We start from the raw sequence: 18,657 nt of genomic DNA, 5'->3' as shown, positions 1-18,657 counted from the left end.
GACCTATCGATTAAATAATTTTAAATAATCACTTAACGTAGAAAGACCGACTTTTTTTCTTCTTACATCTACATTATCGGGATCTTCAATTGGAAAGGGCTGACTCTTCTTTAATTCGACGTTATAACGAACCTGAGTTCCATAAATTTGTTTTTTTCCCTCACTTATCAAAACCCTGTCGCGTAACATTGCATTGTTAGAAGCAGAAGCATTGTTTCGTTTTACTTCTTTATCCATAAGTATTAAAAAATTTTTCTGGAAGGCTAAATCATCATCGCAATGCTGAATTATTGACCAAAATTTATTACTTCCCTCTGAGCCAACCAAATTATAACCTGGAAATCCATATTTCAAAATAATCCCCTTTGCCGAAATTAAATTCAAACTATCTGTTTCTGACAATTTTCTATTTACAGTAATTTCATCATAATCAGATTTTTCACCAAAATTTATTTTATTGTATTCCCTTCGCCATTTTTGGTCTTCTTCAAACATCGTGAAAATTTGATTTTTAAGGGGCTTGTTGATTCCGGACTGTGCTTTTGAAAATTAAAATGCATAGCATTAAAATAAATGTGAATGAAGCTTTCATAATAACTAATTTTTTAGGTAAAATAGCAATTTTATTTATTTAGTTCTCTTTGGGATAAAATTTCAGGCAGTTGGAATAATAAAATACGCCACATTTTATCTTCAGTGCATCTTTGAATCAACAAATCAAAAACAAGATTCATTATGAAAGTGATAGAAAAACTAAGCCTTGCATTCCTGATGTTACTCGCGATTGCGTTTAAATCATATGCTCAGAACCAAATCGAAATTGTAATTCTCGGCTCAAGCCACGATAACTCTAAATCGACCCAAAACTTTCAGGCCGTTATCGACAAACTCAAAAATTTTAAACCAGATATGGTTTTCGGCGAATATTTACCCGCCGAAGATTATGCAAAACTGGAGGATGACAACTGGGCTAAGAAAGGTTTTAAAACCAAAGTGAATTATATTGAAAGATTAAATCCGGAACCTGTAAAAAATTCTTCAGCACTTATCAATAAAAGTCAAAAGGCACTTTTATCCTTCCCTTACTATCATAAAACAAGAATGAATTTAGCAGTTGCGTATGCTAAAACCTGGGATAGAGGAAATTTTGATTATCAGGTATACGTTCTGGAAACCTATATGAAATCTAGTTTTGGTAAGGAAGAAAAAGCTTCATATGATAAAATGATCGGTAGTACCGATTCCTTGAAAAAATTGAACATAACCAGACCTGGCAGCGAATACAGCAAAATATATTTCCCTCTAATTTATCAGCTTGGGCAAAACCAGATTTATAATATGGACTGTCAGTCTTACGATAAGCCATGGAGCGAGGCATGGGGAAAAACAGATTCATTGTATAAAATCATGGCCAAAATCGCCAAAGCAGATTCTTTATCTCCTGAAGCTAAAACCATAAAGGCAATTAACAAATATTGGGCATACAGCGAGGAAGAAGAAAAGAGACTTTCAGCTGATGAGTATGCTGGTATGAATACGGACAAATACGGCGAATTAATCGAAGCCTGGAATTTTTATGGCGGTCGTAAGTTTTACGGCTATGCGGGCTTTCCTACTGAGGCCGTTAAAGAGATGGTTGCTCAATGGATGCTAAGAAATGAAGGTATGTGCAAAAACATCTTAGAACAGGCAAAAGTGAAAAAAGCAAAACGGGTTGTAGTTGGTGTTGGTGCAGCACATAGGGTTTGGATGGAAGAGATTCTGGCAAAGAATCCTGATGTAAAAATCATAAACTACAACAACTTAAAATAAAAACTGTTGTTGAAAAAGGTCCATATTCAGCAAACTGAATATGGACCTTTTTGTTAGCACCCGATTGTAAATTTCTTGTGCACATTTGCAAATCGTCCAACTCAAAACTATCTTTACCTAAAAACTTAGTTATTTCTTCTTTTTGATGCAACATCCAGATAGAAAAAGTGTCTTAGATGTAGTTAGAAAACCGAACTTAAATAACCGCGATACTAAAACATATCACATCAACATGAAGAAACTTATACTCTGCTTATTCTTTTTTGCCATTTCAACGCTCTTATTTGCTCAAAAAAATGGTAGTATAACTGGTATTTTAGCAGATAGCGCCAATCATAAAACCACGCTGAACTATTCAACTGTTTCAGTTTACAAAGTTGGTGATAGTGTTTTAACAACTTATAAACTATCTGATGAGAAAGGCAGTTTTAAAATCAATAATTTGACTACTGGTGTTAAATATAGGTTGGTAATAACCGCCTGGCAGTATGGCACCTATAGAAAGGAAGTTGAACTAACCACACAAAACCCTTCAGTGAATTTAGGTTTAATTTATCTTTCAACGAACACAAATAATTTAGATGACGTAAATATCGTTGCAGAACGGCCACCCGTTATTGTTCGGAAAGACACCATTGAATTTAACGCAGAATCTTTCAAAACACTTCCTTCGGCGGTAGTTGAAGATCTATTGAAGAAATTACCTGGCGTAGCTATTGCCGCCGACGGATCGATACAGGTTAATGGCAAAACCGTGAGCAAAATACTGGTCGATGGAAAAGAGTTTTTTGGCGGTGACCAACAAATCGCAACTAAGAATTTACCAGCTAATATTATTGATAAAATACAGGTGATGGATGATAAAGAGGCAAAACGGGCTGATCCGGATTTACTTGCCGTGAATACGCCACAGGTAATTAATCTAAAGCTTAAAAGGGCAATTAAGCAAGGTGCCTTTGGAAAATTGTACGGCGGTGGCGGAATTCCGAATGGCCGTTATGAAGCTGGAGGAATTATGAGTTTCTTTAGAGACACTACTCAGGTAAGTATCTTAGGCTATGGTAATAATATAAACAAACCTGGCTTCTCCATGAATGATGTAATGCGAATTGGCGGCATGGACCGTACTGGTGTTAATTCCATGATGTTTAATAGTGATGGTGGATATGCATTAAATGGTATAAGTTTTGGCGGAGCATCTAGTGGTATACAAAAATCTGCTGGTGCTGGTGCAAATTTTAATACCTTAACGAAAAAGGGCGCAAAAATAAATCTAAAATACTTTTTCGGCTTAAGTGACCAGGAAAATAGTACGCTAACAGATAGCAGACAGAGCTTAGGAACCGGCGACTTGTTATCCTCAACAAATCAAAACCAGTTAAATAAGAGTTACAACCACAATATTAGCGGACGAGGAGAATTTAAACTCGATAGCTTAACACAGCTTATAATTTCACCTTCTGTAACGATAAATAACATCAGGAATAACGGTGTTCTACTGACAGAAACCCGAGACATCAATAATGCTCAGCTTAACAATGGATATAACCAATCCAGAACAGCAGGAGATAACATGGACTACCAGATTTCGACAAATTTCTGGAAAGATTTCAAGAAAAATAAGGGAAGTTTAAACACGACTTTAAACCTCACCAGGAAAAACAATTTCGTTGATTACTATAACAATACAGTCAGTAATTTTTACAACCCAAATACTACACAGATCTTAGACCAGTTAAGGGATAATAACATTAAAAATCAAGGCATTTATTTGAGCGTAAACTTTAATCGAACCCTTTCAAAAAAGCTAAGCTTAACTGTTGCTACAAACGCAAATTACTTAGATAACGAAAATGCCCTGGCAACTTTCTATAAAGGCCCTACAAATCAGGCCTATGACATTGCTGTGCCAACACTTTCTCAAACGGTAAACCAGCAAGGCTATAAAACCAGCAACCGTGCATCATTAAGATGGAAGATAACTAAAAACTTAACTTTTCAGCCAGGAGTGGTTTTCAATACCATTAATTTGGAAAACGGTTTCACAAGTTATCCGTCGTTTAATCAAAATTTTACTTTTCTTGCGCCTTCAGCAAATCTTCGGTTCAAAGATTTCAGCATTGACTACACACCTAGTTTCCGTGAACCTGATGTCAGCTATATTCAGCCCGTAGCCAATAATACAAATCCGTTATATGTTCAAAACGGAAATCCTAACCTCGTACCAACTAAAACCCACCAGATTTATTTAAACCTTTATAAATATGATGTAAAACATACCCTAAATTACAATGCTTACGGCAATGCCAGTATCGATAATGATGCCGTAATTATGTCCAGAACAATTGCATCCAATGGTCTGCAAACATCAACGCCAATAAATGTTGATGGAATTATCAGACTAAACGCCGGATTAAATTTTAGTAAGGATATAAAAAAAGATAAAAGACAGATCACATTAGGTACTGGTTTCTATACAAACTTCACCCGAAATTTGGTTCAGGTGAATGATGTTCGGAGTTATGCCAAGATTTTAAACTTCAACCCAAACATCAGCGCTAAAATTAACCTCAACGATAAACTGGAAATTTCAACACGCTATAACCTGGGCATTAATAACAGCAGGTACGATGATAGTTATTTCACTAACATAAATTATTTTACGCACTTAAGCGACAGTGAACTTATTTTACGCTTACCTAAAAAGCTTGTTTGGGAAACAACCTACCGCATAAATTACAACACGCAAACTGTTGCCGGATTTAACAACAAAATTCAAATATGGAATGCTGCATTAACGTATCTTTTCATGAAAAACGACAGAGCACAGCTTAAATTTTCTGTGAACGATATTCTCAACACAAACACCAGAAGGTATGTAACCATCACCGAAAACTTAATCCGAGATTCACGTTACAACAACCTGGGCAGACATGCACTGCTAATCTTCACCTATAACATTCAGAATTTTGGCGGAAAAGTTGGTGGAAAAGAAACATTCTTTAGATTTTAAAATTAAAGTACAACATATTAATTAGTGATTAATGTAGGCTTTGTCAATTCCTTCAGATTTAATCTTATTTGTGTATTGAACGGATAATTTAATGGTCAAATCTTTCCAGCATTATCTGTATAATTACGGTATCTTCCAGAGGTAGAATTAGATTGATTATCAGATAATTCCCTTCAGCTATAGATTATTTTATACCGCTTGAACCAAAAAAATCCCCCAAAATTACTTGGAGGATTTATATATCTTAGTCTTCGCTGTGCTTAGAAAGAGAATTACTTTTTAACGTACATAACTTCTTTAACCGCTTTAACAACTTTTTCCGCATTTGGTAAGCTGGCTGCAATTAAAGTTGGTGAGTATGGAAGTGGCACATCAGCACAAGTGATGCGTAAAACTGGTGCATCTAAATAATCAAATGCTTGTTTTTGAACCATAAATGCAATTTCACCGGAAAGTGATGCCAAAGGCCATGCTTCTTCAACAACAACTAAACGATTTGTTTTTTTAACCGATTCGATAATCGTTGCATAATCAATAGGGCGAACGGTTCGTAAATCGATAACCTCCACATTAATACCTTCTTTAGTTAATTCCTCTACGGCCGGATTTACCACACGTGACAACATTTTACCGAAAGTTACAATGGTTACATCGGTACCTTCTTTGGTTACTTTTGCTTTACCAATTTCGATGTAGTATTCTTCTGCAGGAACATCTCCTTTATCACCGTACATAACTTCAGACTCCATAAAAATAACTGGATCCGGGTCAATAATAGCTTGTTTTAATAAACCCTTAGCATCATAAGGTGTAGCTGGAACAACAACTTTTAAACCCGGTGTATTCGCATACCAGTTTTCAAAGTTTTGAGAGTGTTGTGCCCCTAACTGACCAGCATTTCCTGTCGGGCCCCGGAAAACCATAGGGCAAGAGAACTGACCACCACTCATTGATAAAATTTTGGCGGCACCATTAATAATCTGGTCGATAGCCACTAATGAGAAGTTGAAGGTCATGAATTCCACAATTGGAATAAGACCTGCTGTTGCAGCACCGGTTGCGATACCCGCGAAACCCAACTCTGCAATTGGTGTATCAATTATGCGCTTCGCTCCAAATTCCTCAAGCATACCTTGACTCACTTTGTAAGCTCCGTTATATTCTGCTACCTCTTCACCTAATAAAAAAACGCGATCATCTTTACGCATTTCTTCTTGCATGGCTTCGCGTAGTGCTTCTCTAAATTGGATTTCTCTCATTGTAAATTTTAATAACGGTGGCAAATATAATTATTAATCGCTACCAAACCAAAGGGAATCAGGCTTGTATTTTGTAATAATTATGGTTGATATTGAAGTTCTTTGTAGGTTTTAAATTACTTAGTTTTCTGCAATTTTGGGATACATGAAATTTTATTTCGCAAGGCTTTAAGTAAACTTGTTTTTGTATCAGATTTTATTGTTTTTACGAAATATCTCCACCAAAATGGATGATTATAAATTCTCTAAGTCGTTGAAGTCTTTTGACCTACCTGCAGACTTTCTCGCCTTTATTAGGTCATCTTTATGTATTGTTCTGATAAATAAGCCATCTTCTTCAAATAGAATCGCATTCTTGTAGCTGGCGTCAAAATCTAAACCCTTAACAGCTAACATTAAATCAATTGCTGATGGGGGAATACCAAAAGTAAATACATCCCAATTTTTATGACTTAGGAAATTTTCTTCTGTCATATAGAAAACAGGCATTCCAAAATTTAAAAAGGCGAGCTTAATTTTCTGATAATTTTCTGAATTTCTTTCAACCCAAATATCCATATCACCCCGTTGTTCTCGAATAGCCATGAAGAGTTACTGAAAAACCACCAACTAATATGTACTTAACTTCAGCTTTATTTAAAGCATCAATAAAATCTCGAAAATCTTCATTAAAAATATTCCCCGTTACTTATTCCTTGCCCTAACACTAAACTTTGTTTTATCCATACGTGGTGGATTATCTTCAGGAAAATTGTAAGCAATACTGTTTAAATAGTTTGCAATTCGCAAACGTTCTTGCCAGGTTAAAGTACGGTAATATTCGGCATGAGATTTTGAGGCTTCTTCTGTAGTTTGGGCTTTAAATGCTGTTCTGTCTAAACGATACATAGTCAAATGTAAAAAATATTTTTTGGTGGCTAGATATTTAATGATTCGGATTTAACAATCCATAAATTTCACTATCCAAAAACTGCCCTCTGAAATAAAAATCCTGTTTGAAATGTGCTTCTTTAACAAAACCAGGTTTAATGAGCATTTGCCTTGAAGCATTATTTTCTATATTGATGTTTGCTTTAATTGTATGCAGATTCATATCTTCAAAACCGAAATCTATAGTTCGTTTAAGGGCTTCAGAAATAATGCCTTTTCGCCAATAATCAGGATGTAGCATATATCCAATTTCTGCTCGGTGGTTAGCGAAATCGGTTCTCCAGTAACCAATGGAGCCAATCATTTGGTTTGGGTTTTCTTTCAATGCGATTACCCAGGCTAAGTTATCGCCGTTTTCGAAACCCTCATTAAATGTGGTAATGAACGTTTTAATCTCTAATAAATCCTTTGGTCGTTCGCGGTCTATGTATTTCATTACCACTTCGTTGGTCCGTATGGCAAATAAAGTTTCGGCATCAGAAAGCGCGTGCTCGCGAAGAATTAATAGTTCAGTTTCGAGTATTGGAAAGTTGGTGAAGTTGAGGGTAAGCATTTTTAAATTTAGGAGATTAACCGCAAAGGACGCAAAGTTTTCGCAAAGAAATAAAGTTTACCACTGAGTGCACAAAGGTTTTCACAGAGAGAAATGAGGTTTAATGTTTCAGCGATCTATTGTTCAGCTTAAAGTCTGTTGTTTTACCCCAGCGTACGCAGAGTTCTCCACTGAGAAAAGAATAGGGATTTAGTTTTGCAAACTAACTCTGTGTTTCCCCGGCGCCATTCTCTGTGTTCTCTGCGCTTTTTCTTCTTTTTCTTTGCGGTTAAATCCTACTTACCAAATAGCGTTTTATAAATCGAATACTTGTAGTTATCGGGGATTTCGCTGGCTTTGAAATGCGATGACCCGAAAAGTTCAGTAAGTTTTTCTTTTAACCTGGCTAGGAACAAAGGTTTAATTTCTTCAAGGAAATCACCTCTCAAAATCTGCCGGTTAGATTTAAACCAAACACCTCCAAAGGTTGGATCGTTCATGGTTTTTACTATGTATAGATTTGGTTCCACACAAGTTTTGCCAGCAAATTGTTCGTAAGCATAAGTGTAAAGTAAAGTTTGAATCAGTGCTTTATTAATGTGTTTTCCATCCGAATTAAATAGCGAATCAACATCTTTGAAAGCCAGTTTATCACTGCCTGTTTTATAATCGATGATCTTAGTAACGCCGTCCTTAACATCAACTCTATCAATATATCCGAAGATTTTAATGCTTTCCTCTTTCCCATTGAGCGGAAAACTCACTTCAGCTTCAATTTTTTGTTCCAGGCTGATAATCATAAAAGGCGTTTGCGAAACATCCTGATTAAGAATGATATTCACATAAGCATCGACAATAGCAAGAATTACCTTTTGCATGCCTTTATATTCCATCACCAAATCGGGATGCTTAAACATTACCGCGTTAAAAGCTTTTTGAATTAATTGAGGTACTTTTTTACGCTGCGCAGCAATCCGTTCTTCCGTAATTTCTGCTTTTCGCAAATCTGCATAAAAATATTCCATCACTTTGTGCAAAATGGAACCAATTTCATTTGCCTCGACAACTGCACTAATTTCTTTTGGCTCTTTTATTTCGGCAATATAGTTGAAGAAAAAATCAATCGGATTGGAAATATATTGTGTCAACGCTGATGGAGATAGCGATTTCGTTTTATCCAAATAGCGCTTTAGTTTTCCCTGGATAAAATCGTTTCCCGTTTTCTCAATTTGGACTTCTTTAAACTGTTCTGTTTTTACCTCCAGGCTAAGTTCATTATAAGTAAAGTTGAAACCACTTTCATATTCCAATTGCTTCAAAATGCGGCTGGCTTCGCCCGAAGTAGATTCGTCCGTTAAACTATTATAAACAAAGTTGATATTTTTTGCCCGTTGTATTAGGCGATAAACCATGTATGAAGAAATCGCATCAAGATTTTCTAATACTGGCAAACCATAAACCCGGCGAATCGAATCGGGAATAAAACTGTTCCCTATAGACGATTTCGGAATGATTCCTTCATTAAAACCCAAAATCACAACCTTATCAAAGTTCAAATTCCTGGTTTCGAGTAATCCCATTACCTGTATTCCATTTAGCGGATCGCCGGAAAGTGGAACTGCAATTGCCTGTAGTGATTTCTGCACCAAATAAATCACAAAAGGAATTTCTTCCTTTCCGATATGATTGTTGAAAGTATCATGTAAGCGGTTCAGTTCCTGAATGGTTTTTACAAATAGTTCGGCATCAATTTTCTTTAGCGTCTTTGCGTTTGATAATCTTGTTAAAACGAAATCTAAAACGTTCAGCAAATTGCTTACAACAGACTGAGGATTTTCGATTTTTTTGTAGAAAACTTCAAATAAACCACTTTGTCTCAACAACCGCTTATGGTCAATTTCAACCTGATTTTCTTCGAGCAAAGCAGTCAGGATTTTATCACGCATTCTTTGCGTTAGGCCTGTTAACGGGTGTGTTAAAAAAGCCTCAACATTTTTATAGGTCACTTTACTGGCATGCAAAATCTCCAGCTGACTGGTTAACCAAAGATCGACCAAACCAAAAATACTCGACGTAGATAAAGCAAAACCCATTGTTACGTTAAGGTCAATAACTGAATCGTTGTAGCTTGCCGGGATGGTTTGAAGCGTTGGAATCAATAGGCTTTCATCTGCTAAAACCACTACAGTTTTACCTACCGTTTCCGCATTTGTATAATCTTCTTCTAAAATATTATTTAGAATTTTGGCCTGCGCCGACTGCCCCTGAACCTTAAATACATTAACCTCACGCTGCTCCGTTTTCATCAGACTAACACGTTCTGCAAACTCATTTCTGAGGCCGAGGACAGTTAAGTTTTTTCTCAGGAACAAACCAGCCTCTTGCGATACATCATCCAAATAATAACTATCTGCATCAAAGTAAAATAGCGCTTTTTCCGCCTCCTGCAATTGCGTAAATATCTTTGCTTCAGCACTGCTCAAGGCATTAAACCCTACAAAAATAATTTTGCCTTTATCAAAATTTGAAATAAATTCCTGGTGACTGGTAATGTCTCCTGCAAGGTGGCGATAAACCGAACCATTGGTTAAATAACCCTCGTCTTTAAGTGTAGCATGAAATTCATTGTAGAGTTTTGGCATTCTACGCCACATTTTTATGAATAACTCCTGTTGCTTTTTATGTTTTCCCTCCGAGTAGGACGTCCAGAATTGGGAGAGAAACTGGTACTGTTCAGGACTTAAATAATCGAAATCCTGGTTGATAACTGAAATGTCTTCCAAATCTCGGTAAAGCTTCTCGGCATCAACTAAATCAGCATCAATTTGATTAAAATCACTTAAAATGATTTTGGCTAAAGGGAAAAACTTATGGCTTGAAATGGTTTCCAGTTTTTCTTCTGCTAAAAGTTGGTTGTATATTCTATGGAGCGTGAAAAACTGCAGGTAAAAATCGGCAATTTTGTAACTTGTAGAGCATGCAAAAAACTCCTGAATTGTGAAAAATGACGGACTGAAAAATGGCTTTCCGATAATATCAGCGAAATATTTTTGTAAATATGCAGCCGGTCTTTTGTTGTTAAAAACTATAGCACAGTTTTCAAGCTGGTTCCCAAATCTGGCAACTAAATCTTCTGCAACGTCTTGTAAAAATGGTTTCATCTGCATGTTTATACTAATTTCAGCTTGCCCTTAACCGCATAAAAAAGATAGGCTTTAATATTCTGATAGCCCATTTCTCCGAGCAAAGCCCGGTAAGAATCTACCTGTTTAATGTGGCTGTCGCTCTCTTCCAACGTAAACTTGTAATCAAGAATGATAACTTCATCAGCATCAATTAATACGCGGTCTGGCCGGTGAAGTTTGCCATTCGCATCGATAATATTTTTCTCGGTAATGCTTTCGGATGCATTGTTCAAAATGGCCTTCAACTCCGGATGGTTTAACACTTCCAAGGCAGAATCAATTAATTTTTGTTTTTCTTCCTCTTTAATTATTCCATGTAAAACAAGGTTGCTCGTATAATCTACAGCACTTTTCTTGGTGGTAGCACTGGCTAAAATATCGTGTAATAATGAGCCTTTCCTTCCCGATTTTTCGATGTTCACCAGATGTTTCAAATGCTTTTCTTCTGATGAAACATAAAGTTCGGATAGCCGCGTAGTGGTTGGGTAACTTTTTAACTTGATGAAATTCGCCTCATCATGTTTGTTTTCAGTCGCCACATAGTCCACAATTTCATAAACACCATTTTCATCAAACTGCTCATCAAAAGTGAGGTTGATAACATCACCCATATTCGAAAGTTTAAGCTCTTTTTTTGCCATTGTAGCGATGTAGAGATAGTCTTTCGACCGCGTTGTAGCAACATAAAGCATGTTCAGAGCATCCATATTGTTATAAAGTAATTCTTCATAATAGGCTTTCGCGATGGAAGAATCTGCCAGCGCCTCATTGTATTTTAGGGGTATGCCGCGAAGTTCTTTATAAACCGTATCTTCAGATGAAACCCAGAATGTGGAATTCGTTTTGCCTTTCACTTCCCAATTGCAAAAAGGAATAAAAACGGCCCTAAATGCCAAACCTTTTGATTTGTGGATAGTAATAATCTGAATTGCATCTGCACCCTCTGGAGATGGCAATGACTTTTTAACGCCATCTTCATCCCACCAGGTTAAGAAAGAGATAATTCCTTTTTCGCCAAGTTTTCCGGCGTTAGCCGCTAAATCTCTAAAGGCAAGCAAATAGGGCAGGTGCTGGCTCAGATTTTTCAAGTCGTAAGCCTCAAGCAAGATCTCAACTAATTCTGCCAGCGGAAGTTGTAACCACGATTGCCAGTTTTCGCAAAGCGATGGCGGCAAAACGCTACTCAAAGCACTTAAAGAAACATTGTTGAGGTTTAAATAGTGATTTGCATTGGCTTCTTTTTCATGTAGAGAATGATAAAGCGCAATGCAATTGGCTTTGTATAATGCCGTTTGTGCATCTAAACCAATTAAGGTTTTTAAAGTATTGATAACAAGTTGAACAGCGGTATTATTGGAAATCAACAAGGCATCTCCCGACAGTACAGGCAATTTTTGCTCCATCAGTTTTTGAACCGTGAGCATTGCCTCACTATTGGAACGAACCAATATTGCAATGTCTTTTAAGGCATACTTTTGCTTGTTCTTTAAAAGAAAAATCTCCTTTATAATATCATCTAAAGAGATATCCCTAAAAATGGTTTCGGTAAAGCGAGGCTCGTCGGGAGCTTGCTCTTTACCAAATTTTTTAATCTTTATTGTTCCACCTTTTAAGGTATTGGTGGCGAAGTTCTGTGTAGAGCCCGCATAAATGTCGGTGATAATAGAATTGTAGTTTTCAACGCTCCACCACGAAGAAATATTTTCTGGTTTGCTTTCCAGATTTTGGTTGAGTTCATTCTGCAGGGTTAATGGAATGGAGCGGTAAAGAAAATTGTTAAATGTAATGATGTTTTCGGCACTGCGATAATTTTCTTCTAAACTTTCTTCAATAACATTATGTGTGCCTACATCGAGTTTGGCATGTTTATGCAAGATGTTCCAGTCGCCATTTCGCCAGCGGTAAATGGATTGTTTGGTATCACCAACAATTAAATGGTCAGTTAGATCCAAACTCGGTGTTGCAATCGCATTAGTTAAAAGCGATTTAAAACTTCCCCATTGACTGGTGGATGTGTCCTGGAATTCATCAAACAAAAAGTTGCGGTAGCGATTGCCGACTTTTTCCCAGATAAACGAAGGATTGTCGCCTGCATCTTCTGTAATTCCTGAGATTAATTTTTGCGCATCGCTGATTAAAAGATTTTCATTCTCTGCCCGATATTCCTTCAATAATACAGCAATTTCCTGCATCAAACGTAGATAATAGAGGTTTTTATTGAAAGCAATAGCCAGCTGATAGTTTGGCAAATGCGTTAAATAATGCGTTTTAAGCTTTTGCAAAATTGGATTCACCGTATCATAAACTTCAGGAACACTGACATTCTTTTGGAACCACTCTTCAGGATCGTCAATGAGTTTGAAAATAGGTTCTATTTTAGAAAAATCACCTCGTGCTACTATAATCAGCTTTGTAAGCGGACTTCTCGACTTTCCCTTCAGCTGGTCATGTTCTACACCTAAAACCTCAAGCGCTTCATGTGCATCGGTTGCCAGCTGTATAATTTTACGCTCGAAATTTTTAATTTCATCTTTCGTTACGCTAATGTATTTCTTGAAAAGTTCATCGATGTTTTCTAATCCCAGCTCTTCAACGGCAGCTTCAAAAATCTGAAAGCGTTCGGAGAAAATTTCTCCAATCAGGTTATAGAGTTCAATCTTATAATTCCAGCTTTTGTTATCGCTAATCCGCTCGATGGCCAAGTCGATAATCCATTGTAGAAGCTGTTTATTATCGTTTAAAGCTTCGTCGAGTTTGTTTACCAAATCATCTTTAACCTTATCATAGTTCATTTCTAAATTATAATCCGCATTTAGTCCAAGTTCAAAGGCAAAACCGCGGATTACTTTCTGAACGAAACCATCGATGGTACTTACCGAAAACCTACTGTAATCGTGAAGAATTTTACGATAGATTTTATCAGCCTTAACCTGAAGTTCGGGAGAACTTAGCTGCGGATAAGCTTTTAAGATCAACTTGCGGTAATCGTCGATTTTCTTTGAGGGATTGCCTTGAGCTAAGCCAACAAGCACCTCTAAAATTCTGGATTTCATTTCCTCTGTTGCCTTATTCGTAAAGGTAACAGCTAAAATTTCTCTGTATTTATTTTCGCCGGAAAACAGCAATGTAAGGTAATGTGCAGTCAGACTGAACGTTTTACCGGAACCGGCGGAGGCTTGAAGAATTTTTACGGGTTGCGGCATATTATTTTTTTTAAACACCCCGCCCTGCGGGCGCCTACCGATTTAATCGGAAGGAATTGTTGAGTGCAGAAACGTGCTAATCTTTATTTGTCATTTGTTTCAAGGCGATTTGCGATTCACTTCATTTAGACGGGTGCCCGCAGGGCGGGGTGGTTTTTCACAAAATCTAAATTACAACAATTTAAAATTTTTCAGAAATCACGATATCAACAATCAGATGAACCGCAAGCATTGGTTGGTGTCCTCACGGACTTAAACGGAAATAATTGGCTAAAAACTTTTCTTTTTCTTCTTCGCCAAAGTCTTATGACTGATCCTCGCTGGCCTTTCAGCCATTTCAATAGGCAAGCCAAGCAAATCTCGAATTACGACCGACGCACAAGCACCGCCAAAAGCCGCTGGCAAATAGGAAACTGTACCATAAGCTGAGCGTTTGAAGTTGCTACCGTCTGTCATAATCATGGAGTTTTTATCCATTTCTTCAGTAGAAAAGACGGCTTTAATTTTATCAGCACCAACAAGTTTATTCAACCGCTTGCGTATGTAACTGGCAAAAACACATTGATAAGTATCGGGAAGCATCGTAATCCTTAATCTTGTTGGATCCATTTTACCTCCCGCGCCCATTGAACTTACAATAGGGATATTTTTTTCCAATGCCGTAGAAAGCAAGGTAATTTTCGGCATTACACTGTCGATGCAATCCATAATGTAATCGAATTTCAACTCTAAAATTTCCCTGCACTTTTCGGGTGTAAGAAAGCTTTTTACCGCGTGAAGTTTCAGGTCGGGATTAATAGCAAGTAAACGATCTTCCATAATATCTGCCTTACTTACGCCATGGTTTGTAGCTAAAGCAGGCAATTGCCGGTTACGGTTTGTCGGGTCGACAACATCGCCATCAACAATAGTCATTTCACCAACACCAGAACGACAAATAAATTCTGCTGCGAAAGAACCTACGCCGCCCAAACCGATAACCAAAACATGTTTCGATTGCAATTTATCAATTCCATCATTACCTACCAATAAGGCAGAGCGCGAAAGCCAGGTCGTATCAGACATTTTGCTTAATTTATTTTTGCCACGGAAACACGGATTGACTCGTAAAATTTTCTGTGATTTCTGTGCTTCCGTGGCTATGTTTATATTTTTAAATAATAGACGCTATAACTTGTATTTATCTGCGGTTAGTTATAATAAATTCAAATTATTCCAGTTTTCAAAAATACATGCTTTCAATTCATCAACTGAACATTTTTTTAAATTGGCTGCTGCCTTATAAATTTCTTTAATTGAAATTTCAGAATCATCGGTTTCAAGAAAAAAATTTTCGCTTTGCTGAATCAGCTTTCCTGCACCAGAATTCTCCTTCAAAATCGCGGCTCCAAAGGATAACAGAAATCCTTTCGCCATTAACTGCCTGCCCAACTCTTCATTTTTGTTAAAACCGTGTATAATCATTGGCACTTTGACTTTCAACCTTTCTTTTAGTTCAATAAGCTCTGAAAAGGCTTTTACACAATGTAAAATTAATGGTTTACTGAATTCTTCAGCAAGTGTAATTTGACTCGTTAAAATCGAGATTTGATTTTCAAGGTTGTCACCCATCAGCTTATCTAATCCGCACTCACCAATTAACTTAACATTTGCTTGTTTCGCCAAAACGCTCAAATACTTTAGTTGTGTTTCCAGTTTATCTAAAGTGGCATACCAGGGATGCAAGCCAATGGAAATGGGTCTTGTTTTCGGCATGGCAAGAAAGATATCGCTCGTTAACGACAAGCTTTGAATACTTTCCACACCTTTTTGCTGTGCTGCTTTATGCGTATGTACGTCTAAAAAATCCATTAATACACAAATATATGCTTTTGTAAAATGTATTTCTTCTGTAAAGAATTTAGCAATAATCTATTAAGTTAGTCGACTTTACTAGTTTTGTATTATTATATAAAAGGCATGAAAAAATTATTCACCATATTAGCTGCAATGTTTATATCAGCATCAGCATTTAGCCAGGCTAAAACAGAAGGCGTTCGCATTTATAACCCAGAGGCGAATGCAATGTCCGACCTTAAAGCAGCTACAGAAAAAGCCGCTAAAGCTAATAAAAATGTATTGGTTCAGGTTGGAGGCAATTGGTGTACATGGTGTATTGCTTTTCACAATTTGGTTGACACTACGGCAGTTCTAAAACAAACCATTAGTGATAACTACGAATATGTTTTAGTGAATTGGGATAAAGATCATCACAATGACGAGGCAATGAAATATTTAGGTTTCCCTAATCGTTTCGGTTATCCCGTTTTCGTGATTTTAGATGGAAAAGGAAAAGTGTTGCACATCGAAAATTCCGCCTATTTAGAAACTGATGAAATTGGTGCTAACGGTAAAAAGAAAGTTGGTCACGATGTGAAGAAAACAATATCATTTTTAAAAGGTTGGACTGTTGCTGCAGTTAATCCTGAAACATATAAGCTCAAAGCCAAATAATCGTATAGCTTAAAGCAGAAAGCCGGAGATTTTCAGATATTAATCTGCAAATCTGCGGCTTTCTTTTTTTTATCTAATCGCTTTCATCATCCTTGATATCATCCACATTCAATTCGTATGATGCTCTCGATGCTTCATCGGCTTGCTCCAACAAATCTTTATCATGTTCAATGTTGGTATCATCGCCATCCAATTCCTTAATATTTTCTGTGTCGTCCTCTCTGCGTAAAGCATCGTTTGGGTCGTTCGAATAATCTTCGTCTTTTGGGTCTATCATAACTTTAATTTTATAAATAGATAATGTTTTAGAGCAGGTAATTGTTTTAAAAAAACGTTATCAAAAATGATCACCACAAATTTCGCAGATTATCTATAATTCTATATCTGCAAACCTGTGGCTAATCTATCAATCTAAATAGAACTTAACAACACCTTACAAACCTTCGCCAAACTTAAAATTCGGTAAAATACTTACTGGTAATTTCCCCGTAGGCAGCAATCGGTTATTGATTACAGCTGCCGCTGAAACTTGCATATAATCTTCTTTTTGATAAGCAACAACCAGGCCTTTACTATTTTCAAGTCCTGGTAATCCCGCAAGGTTATATGGATTTGCAAATAATGCAAAAACAGCATTCCTACCCGATAGCTCCTTAATAAAGTTTTTTACTCCTGCGTTTAAAGGAATGTTATTTCCAGGTCTTGCTCTACTGTCGTGAATACCTACGATTACCTGATCAAAAGCGCCGATTTCGCGGGCGATATTTGAAATCTGAGTTGCCGTTGCATCCTTATCCAACACATAATAAACTGAATTGTAAAAACCTTTAGAAATCTCTTTTTGAAATCGTGTAACTGAAGGAACACCAATACTAATAATGGCAGTTCTTCTTATCGGAATCATATTTTTAATGTAGTCTTTGCCTTTTAATAAAGTGACCGAAGCGTTCGCTAATTCCTGAACCAATGCATTGCTTGCATTACGATTTACACCTGCAACAACACCTTGAGTAACAATAGTATCCCGTCGATTCAGGCCAGCCCAATATTTAGCTGTTAAGATTTTACGCACACTTTCATCAATAGATTTAATATCGATACGACCCTGACGTACCGCTTTACGCACCAAATGAATCGCACGGTCACTGTTTTCAGAAAGCTCTAAAATGTCGTTTCCTGCAATTATGCCCAATAAATCAGCCTCACCATCTTTGAAATATTTCACAACACCTTTCATATCCATTGCATCGGAAATAATCAAGCCCTTAAAGCCTAACTTCTCCTTCAGAATACCTGTTACAATTGGCTTTGACAAAGTTGACGGCAAATTCGGTGTGTTATCTAACGATGGAATGTTCATGTGCGCAATCATAATACCCGACGCACCTTGTTTAATAAGCTCCTTAAAAGGATACATTTCCAAACTATCTAAACGGGCAGCACTAAAGGTAAGCTGCGGTAAATCATAATGCGAATCAACATCCGTATCACCATGGCCGGGAAAATGTTTAAGGGTGGTTAACAATCCGCCATCCTGCATGCCTTTCATGTAGGCAGCAGTCTTTGTCGCAACATTGTATTTATTTTCACCAAACGAACGGTAGTTAATTACCGGGTTCTTAGCATTATTATTTATATCTGCGTCAGGTGCCAGGTTCATTTGCATACCCATGCGCTTAAAGTCTTTAGCTACTTCTTGACCCATTCTGTAAATTAAATCCTTATTTTGAATGGCGCCTAAAGTCATTTGATAAGGATAGGAAATGGTGCTGTCCAAACGCATGCCAAGCCCCCATTCGCCATCGTTAGCTACAATTAAAGGTACGCGACTTACTTTTTGGTACGCATTGGTTACAGCTGCCTGCCTGCCTGGTCCGCCTTGGAAAAAGATAACCCCCCCAAGTTGCTCTTTCTTAATAACCATCCCAACAGAGTCAGAATACTTTTTACCCAAATTCGTGTGTGCCCGAACGAAAAACATTTGCGCAATTTTTTCTCTTCGGTTTAATTTTTTGAAAACAGAATCAACCCATTTAGGCTGATTGGATAACATTTCTAAATAAGATTGTTTTTGTGCGCTTGCAGAAAATGTAGCAATGCAGGCGATTATGGCCAGGAATAGATTCTTTTTCACGTTGTTTTGTTGTAACGGCTAAATTAATAAGTAATAATCGAATTAAACAAAAACCAATCCAAGTAATTGATTTAATACAAATGGAATTAAATAAGA

14 protein-coding genes are annotated in these 18,657 nt (G+C 36.9%); 3 read left to right on the top strand and 11 right to left on the bottom strand.

Annotation, left to right across the window (positions count from 1 at the left end; genetic code table 11):
- Window positions 1–3: 3 nt before the first annotated feature.
- Window positions 4–504 carry a DUF6624 domain-containing protein gene (locus ASF92_RS13595; RefSeq protein ID WP_369817101.1) on the bottom strand — a complete coding sequence of 167 codons (501 nt, stop codon included), beginning with the start codon at window positions 502–504 and terminating at the stop codon, window positions 4–6.
- A gap of 231 nt (window positions 505–735) precedes the next feature.
- Here ASF92_RS13595 and ASF92_RS13590 point away from each other — a divergent pair, with 231 nt between their 5' ends.
- Window positions 736–1,812 (top strand): DUF5694 domain-containing protein, encoded by a 1,077-nt coding sequence (locus ASF92_RS13590; protein ID WP_056093946.1) that lies wholly within the window; start codon window positions 736–738, stop codon window positions 1,810–1,812.
- Between the two features lie 232 nt (window positions 1,813–2,044).
- On the top strand, window positions 2,045–4,825 hold the full coding sequence (locus ASF92_RS13580) for an outer membrane beta-barrel protein (RefSeq protein WP_197413297.1): 2,781 nt from the start codon (window positions 2,045–2,047) through the stop codon (window positions 4,823–4,825).
- 272 nt (window positions 4,826–5,097) lie between these two features.
- Here the strand turns inward: ASF92_RS13580 and ASF92_RS13575 are convergent, their stop codons facing one another.
- The 8 genes from ASF92_RS13575 to ASF92_RS13540 all read right to left on the bottom strand — a co-directional run bounded on the left by ASF92_RS13575 (window position 5,098) and on the right by ASF92_RS13540 (window position 15,785).
- Entirely contained in the window at window positions 5,098–6,084 is a 987-nt protein-coding gene (locus tag ASF92_RS13575; RefSeq protein WP_056093938.1) for a pyruvate dehydrogenase complex E1 component subunit beta, read from the bottom strand.
- A 234-nt stretch (window positions 6,085–6,318) separates the two neighbouring features.
- A complete protein-coding gene (locus tag ASF92_RS13570; RefSeq protein ID WP_197413296.1) occupies window positions 6,319–6,669 on the bottom strand; it encodes a hypothetical protein in 351 nt (116 codons plus the stop codon).
- A gap of 99 nt (window positions 6,670–6,768) precedes the next feature.
- Window positions 6,769–6,972 (bottom strand): hypothetical protein, encoded by a 204-nt coding sequence (locus tag ASF92_RS13565; RefSeq protein WP_056093935.1) that lies wholly within the window; start codon window positions 6,970–6,972, stop codon window positions 6,769–6,771.
- Between the two features lie 37 nt (window positions 6,973–7,009).
- Window positions 7,010–7,567 carry a GNAT family N-acetyltransferase gene (locus tag ASF92_RS13560; protein WP_056093933.1) on the bottom strand — a complete coding sequence of 186 codons (558 nt, stop codon included), beginning with the start codon at window positions 7,565–7,567 and terminating at the stop codon, window positions 7,010–7,012.
- Between the two features lie 275 nt (window positions 7,568–7,842).
- Window positions 7,843–10,707 carry a PD-(D/E)XK nuclease family protein gene (locus tag ASF92_RS13555; RefSeq protein WP_056094489.1) on the bottom strand — a complete coding sequence of 955 codons (2,865 nt, stop codon included), beginning with the start codon at window positions 10,705–10,707 and terminating at the stop codon, window positions 7,843–7,845.
- A gap of 8 nt (window positions 10,708–10,715) precedes the next feature.
- Window positions 10,716–13,934 (bottom strand): exodeoxyribonuclease V subunit beta, encoded by a 3,219-nt coding sequence (locus ASF92_RS13550; protein ID WP_056093931.1) that lies wholly within the window; start codon window positions 13,932–13,934, stop codon window positions 10,716–10,718.
- Between the two features lie 270 nt (window positions 13,935–14,204).
- Window positions 14,205–14,999 carry a ThiF family adenylyltransferase gene (locus tag ASF92_RS13545; RefSeq protein ID WP_056093929.1) on the bottom strand — a complete coding sequence of 265 codons (795 nt, stop codon included), beginning with the start codon at window positions 14,997–14,999 and terminating at the stop codon, window positions 14,205–14,207.
- A 129-nt stretch (window positions 15,000–15,128) separates the two neighbouring features.
- Window positions 15,129–15,785 carry a TatD family hydrolase gene (locus ASF92_RS13540; protein ID WP_056093926.1) on the bottom strand — a complete coding sequence of 219 codons (657 nt, stop codon included), beginning with the start codon at window positions 15,783–15,785 and terminating at the stop codon, window positions 15,129–15,131.
- A gap of 108 nt (window positions 15,786–15,893) precedes the next feature.
- Between ASF92_RS13540 and ASF92_RS13535 the strand changes: the two genes are divergently transcribed.
- Complete coding sequence (locus ASF92_RS13535; protein WP_056093923.1) at window positions 15,894–16,427, top strand: thioredoxin family protein; 534 nt, start codon at window positions 15,894–15,896, stop codon at window positions 16,425–16,427.
- A 73-nt stretch (window positions 16,428–16,500) separates the two neighbouring features.
- Here the strand turns inward: ASF92_RS13535 and ASF92_RS13530 are convergent, their stop codons facing one another.
- Together ASF92_RS13530 and ASF92_RS13525 are read right to left on the bottom strand one after the other, a co-directional pair.
- Window positions 16,501–16,704 (bottom strand): hypothetical protein, encoded by a 204-nt coding sequence (locus tag ASF92_RS13530; protein ID WP_056093920.1) that lies wholly within the window; start codon window positions 16,702–16,704, stop codon window positions 16,501–16,503.
- A gap of 156 nt (window positions 16,705–16,860) precedes the next feature.
- Complete coding sequence (locus tag ASF92_RS13525; RefSeq protein ID WP_056093917.1) at window positions 16,861–18,561, bottom strand: glycoside hydrolase family 3 protein; 1,701 nt, start codon at window positions 18,559–18,561, stop codon at window positions 16,861–16,863.
- Between the last annotated feature and the right edge of the window lie 96 nt (window positions 18,562–18,657).

Origin of the sequence: Pedobacter sp. Leaf176, from assembly GCF_001424305.1 — a bacterium.
In the GTDB taxonomy this organism is placed as follows: domain Bacteria; phylum Bacteroidota; class Bacteroidia; order Sphingobacteriales; family Sphingobacteriaceae; genus Pedobacter.
Note: the sequence above shows the minus strand (reverse complement) of the source record. Positions and strands in the feature narration are given on the sequence as shown.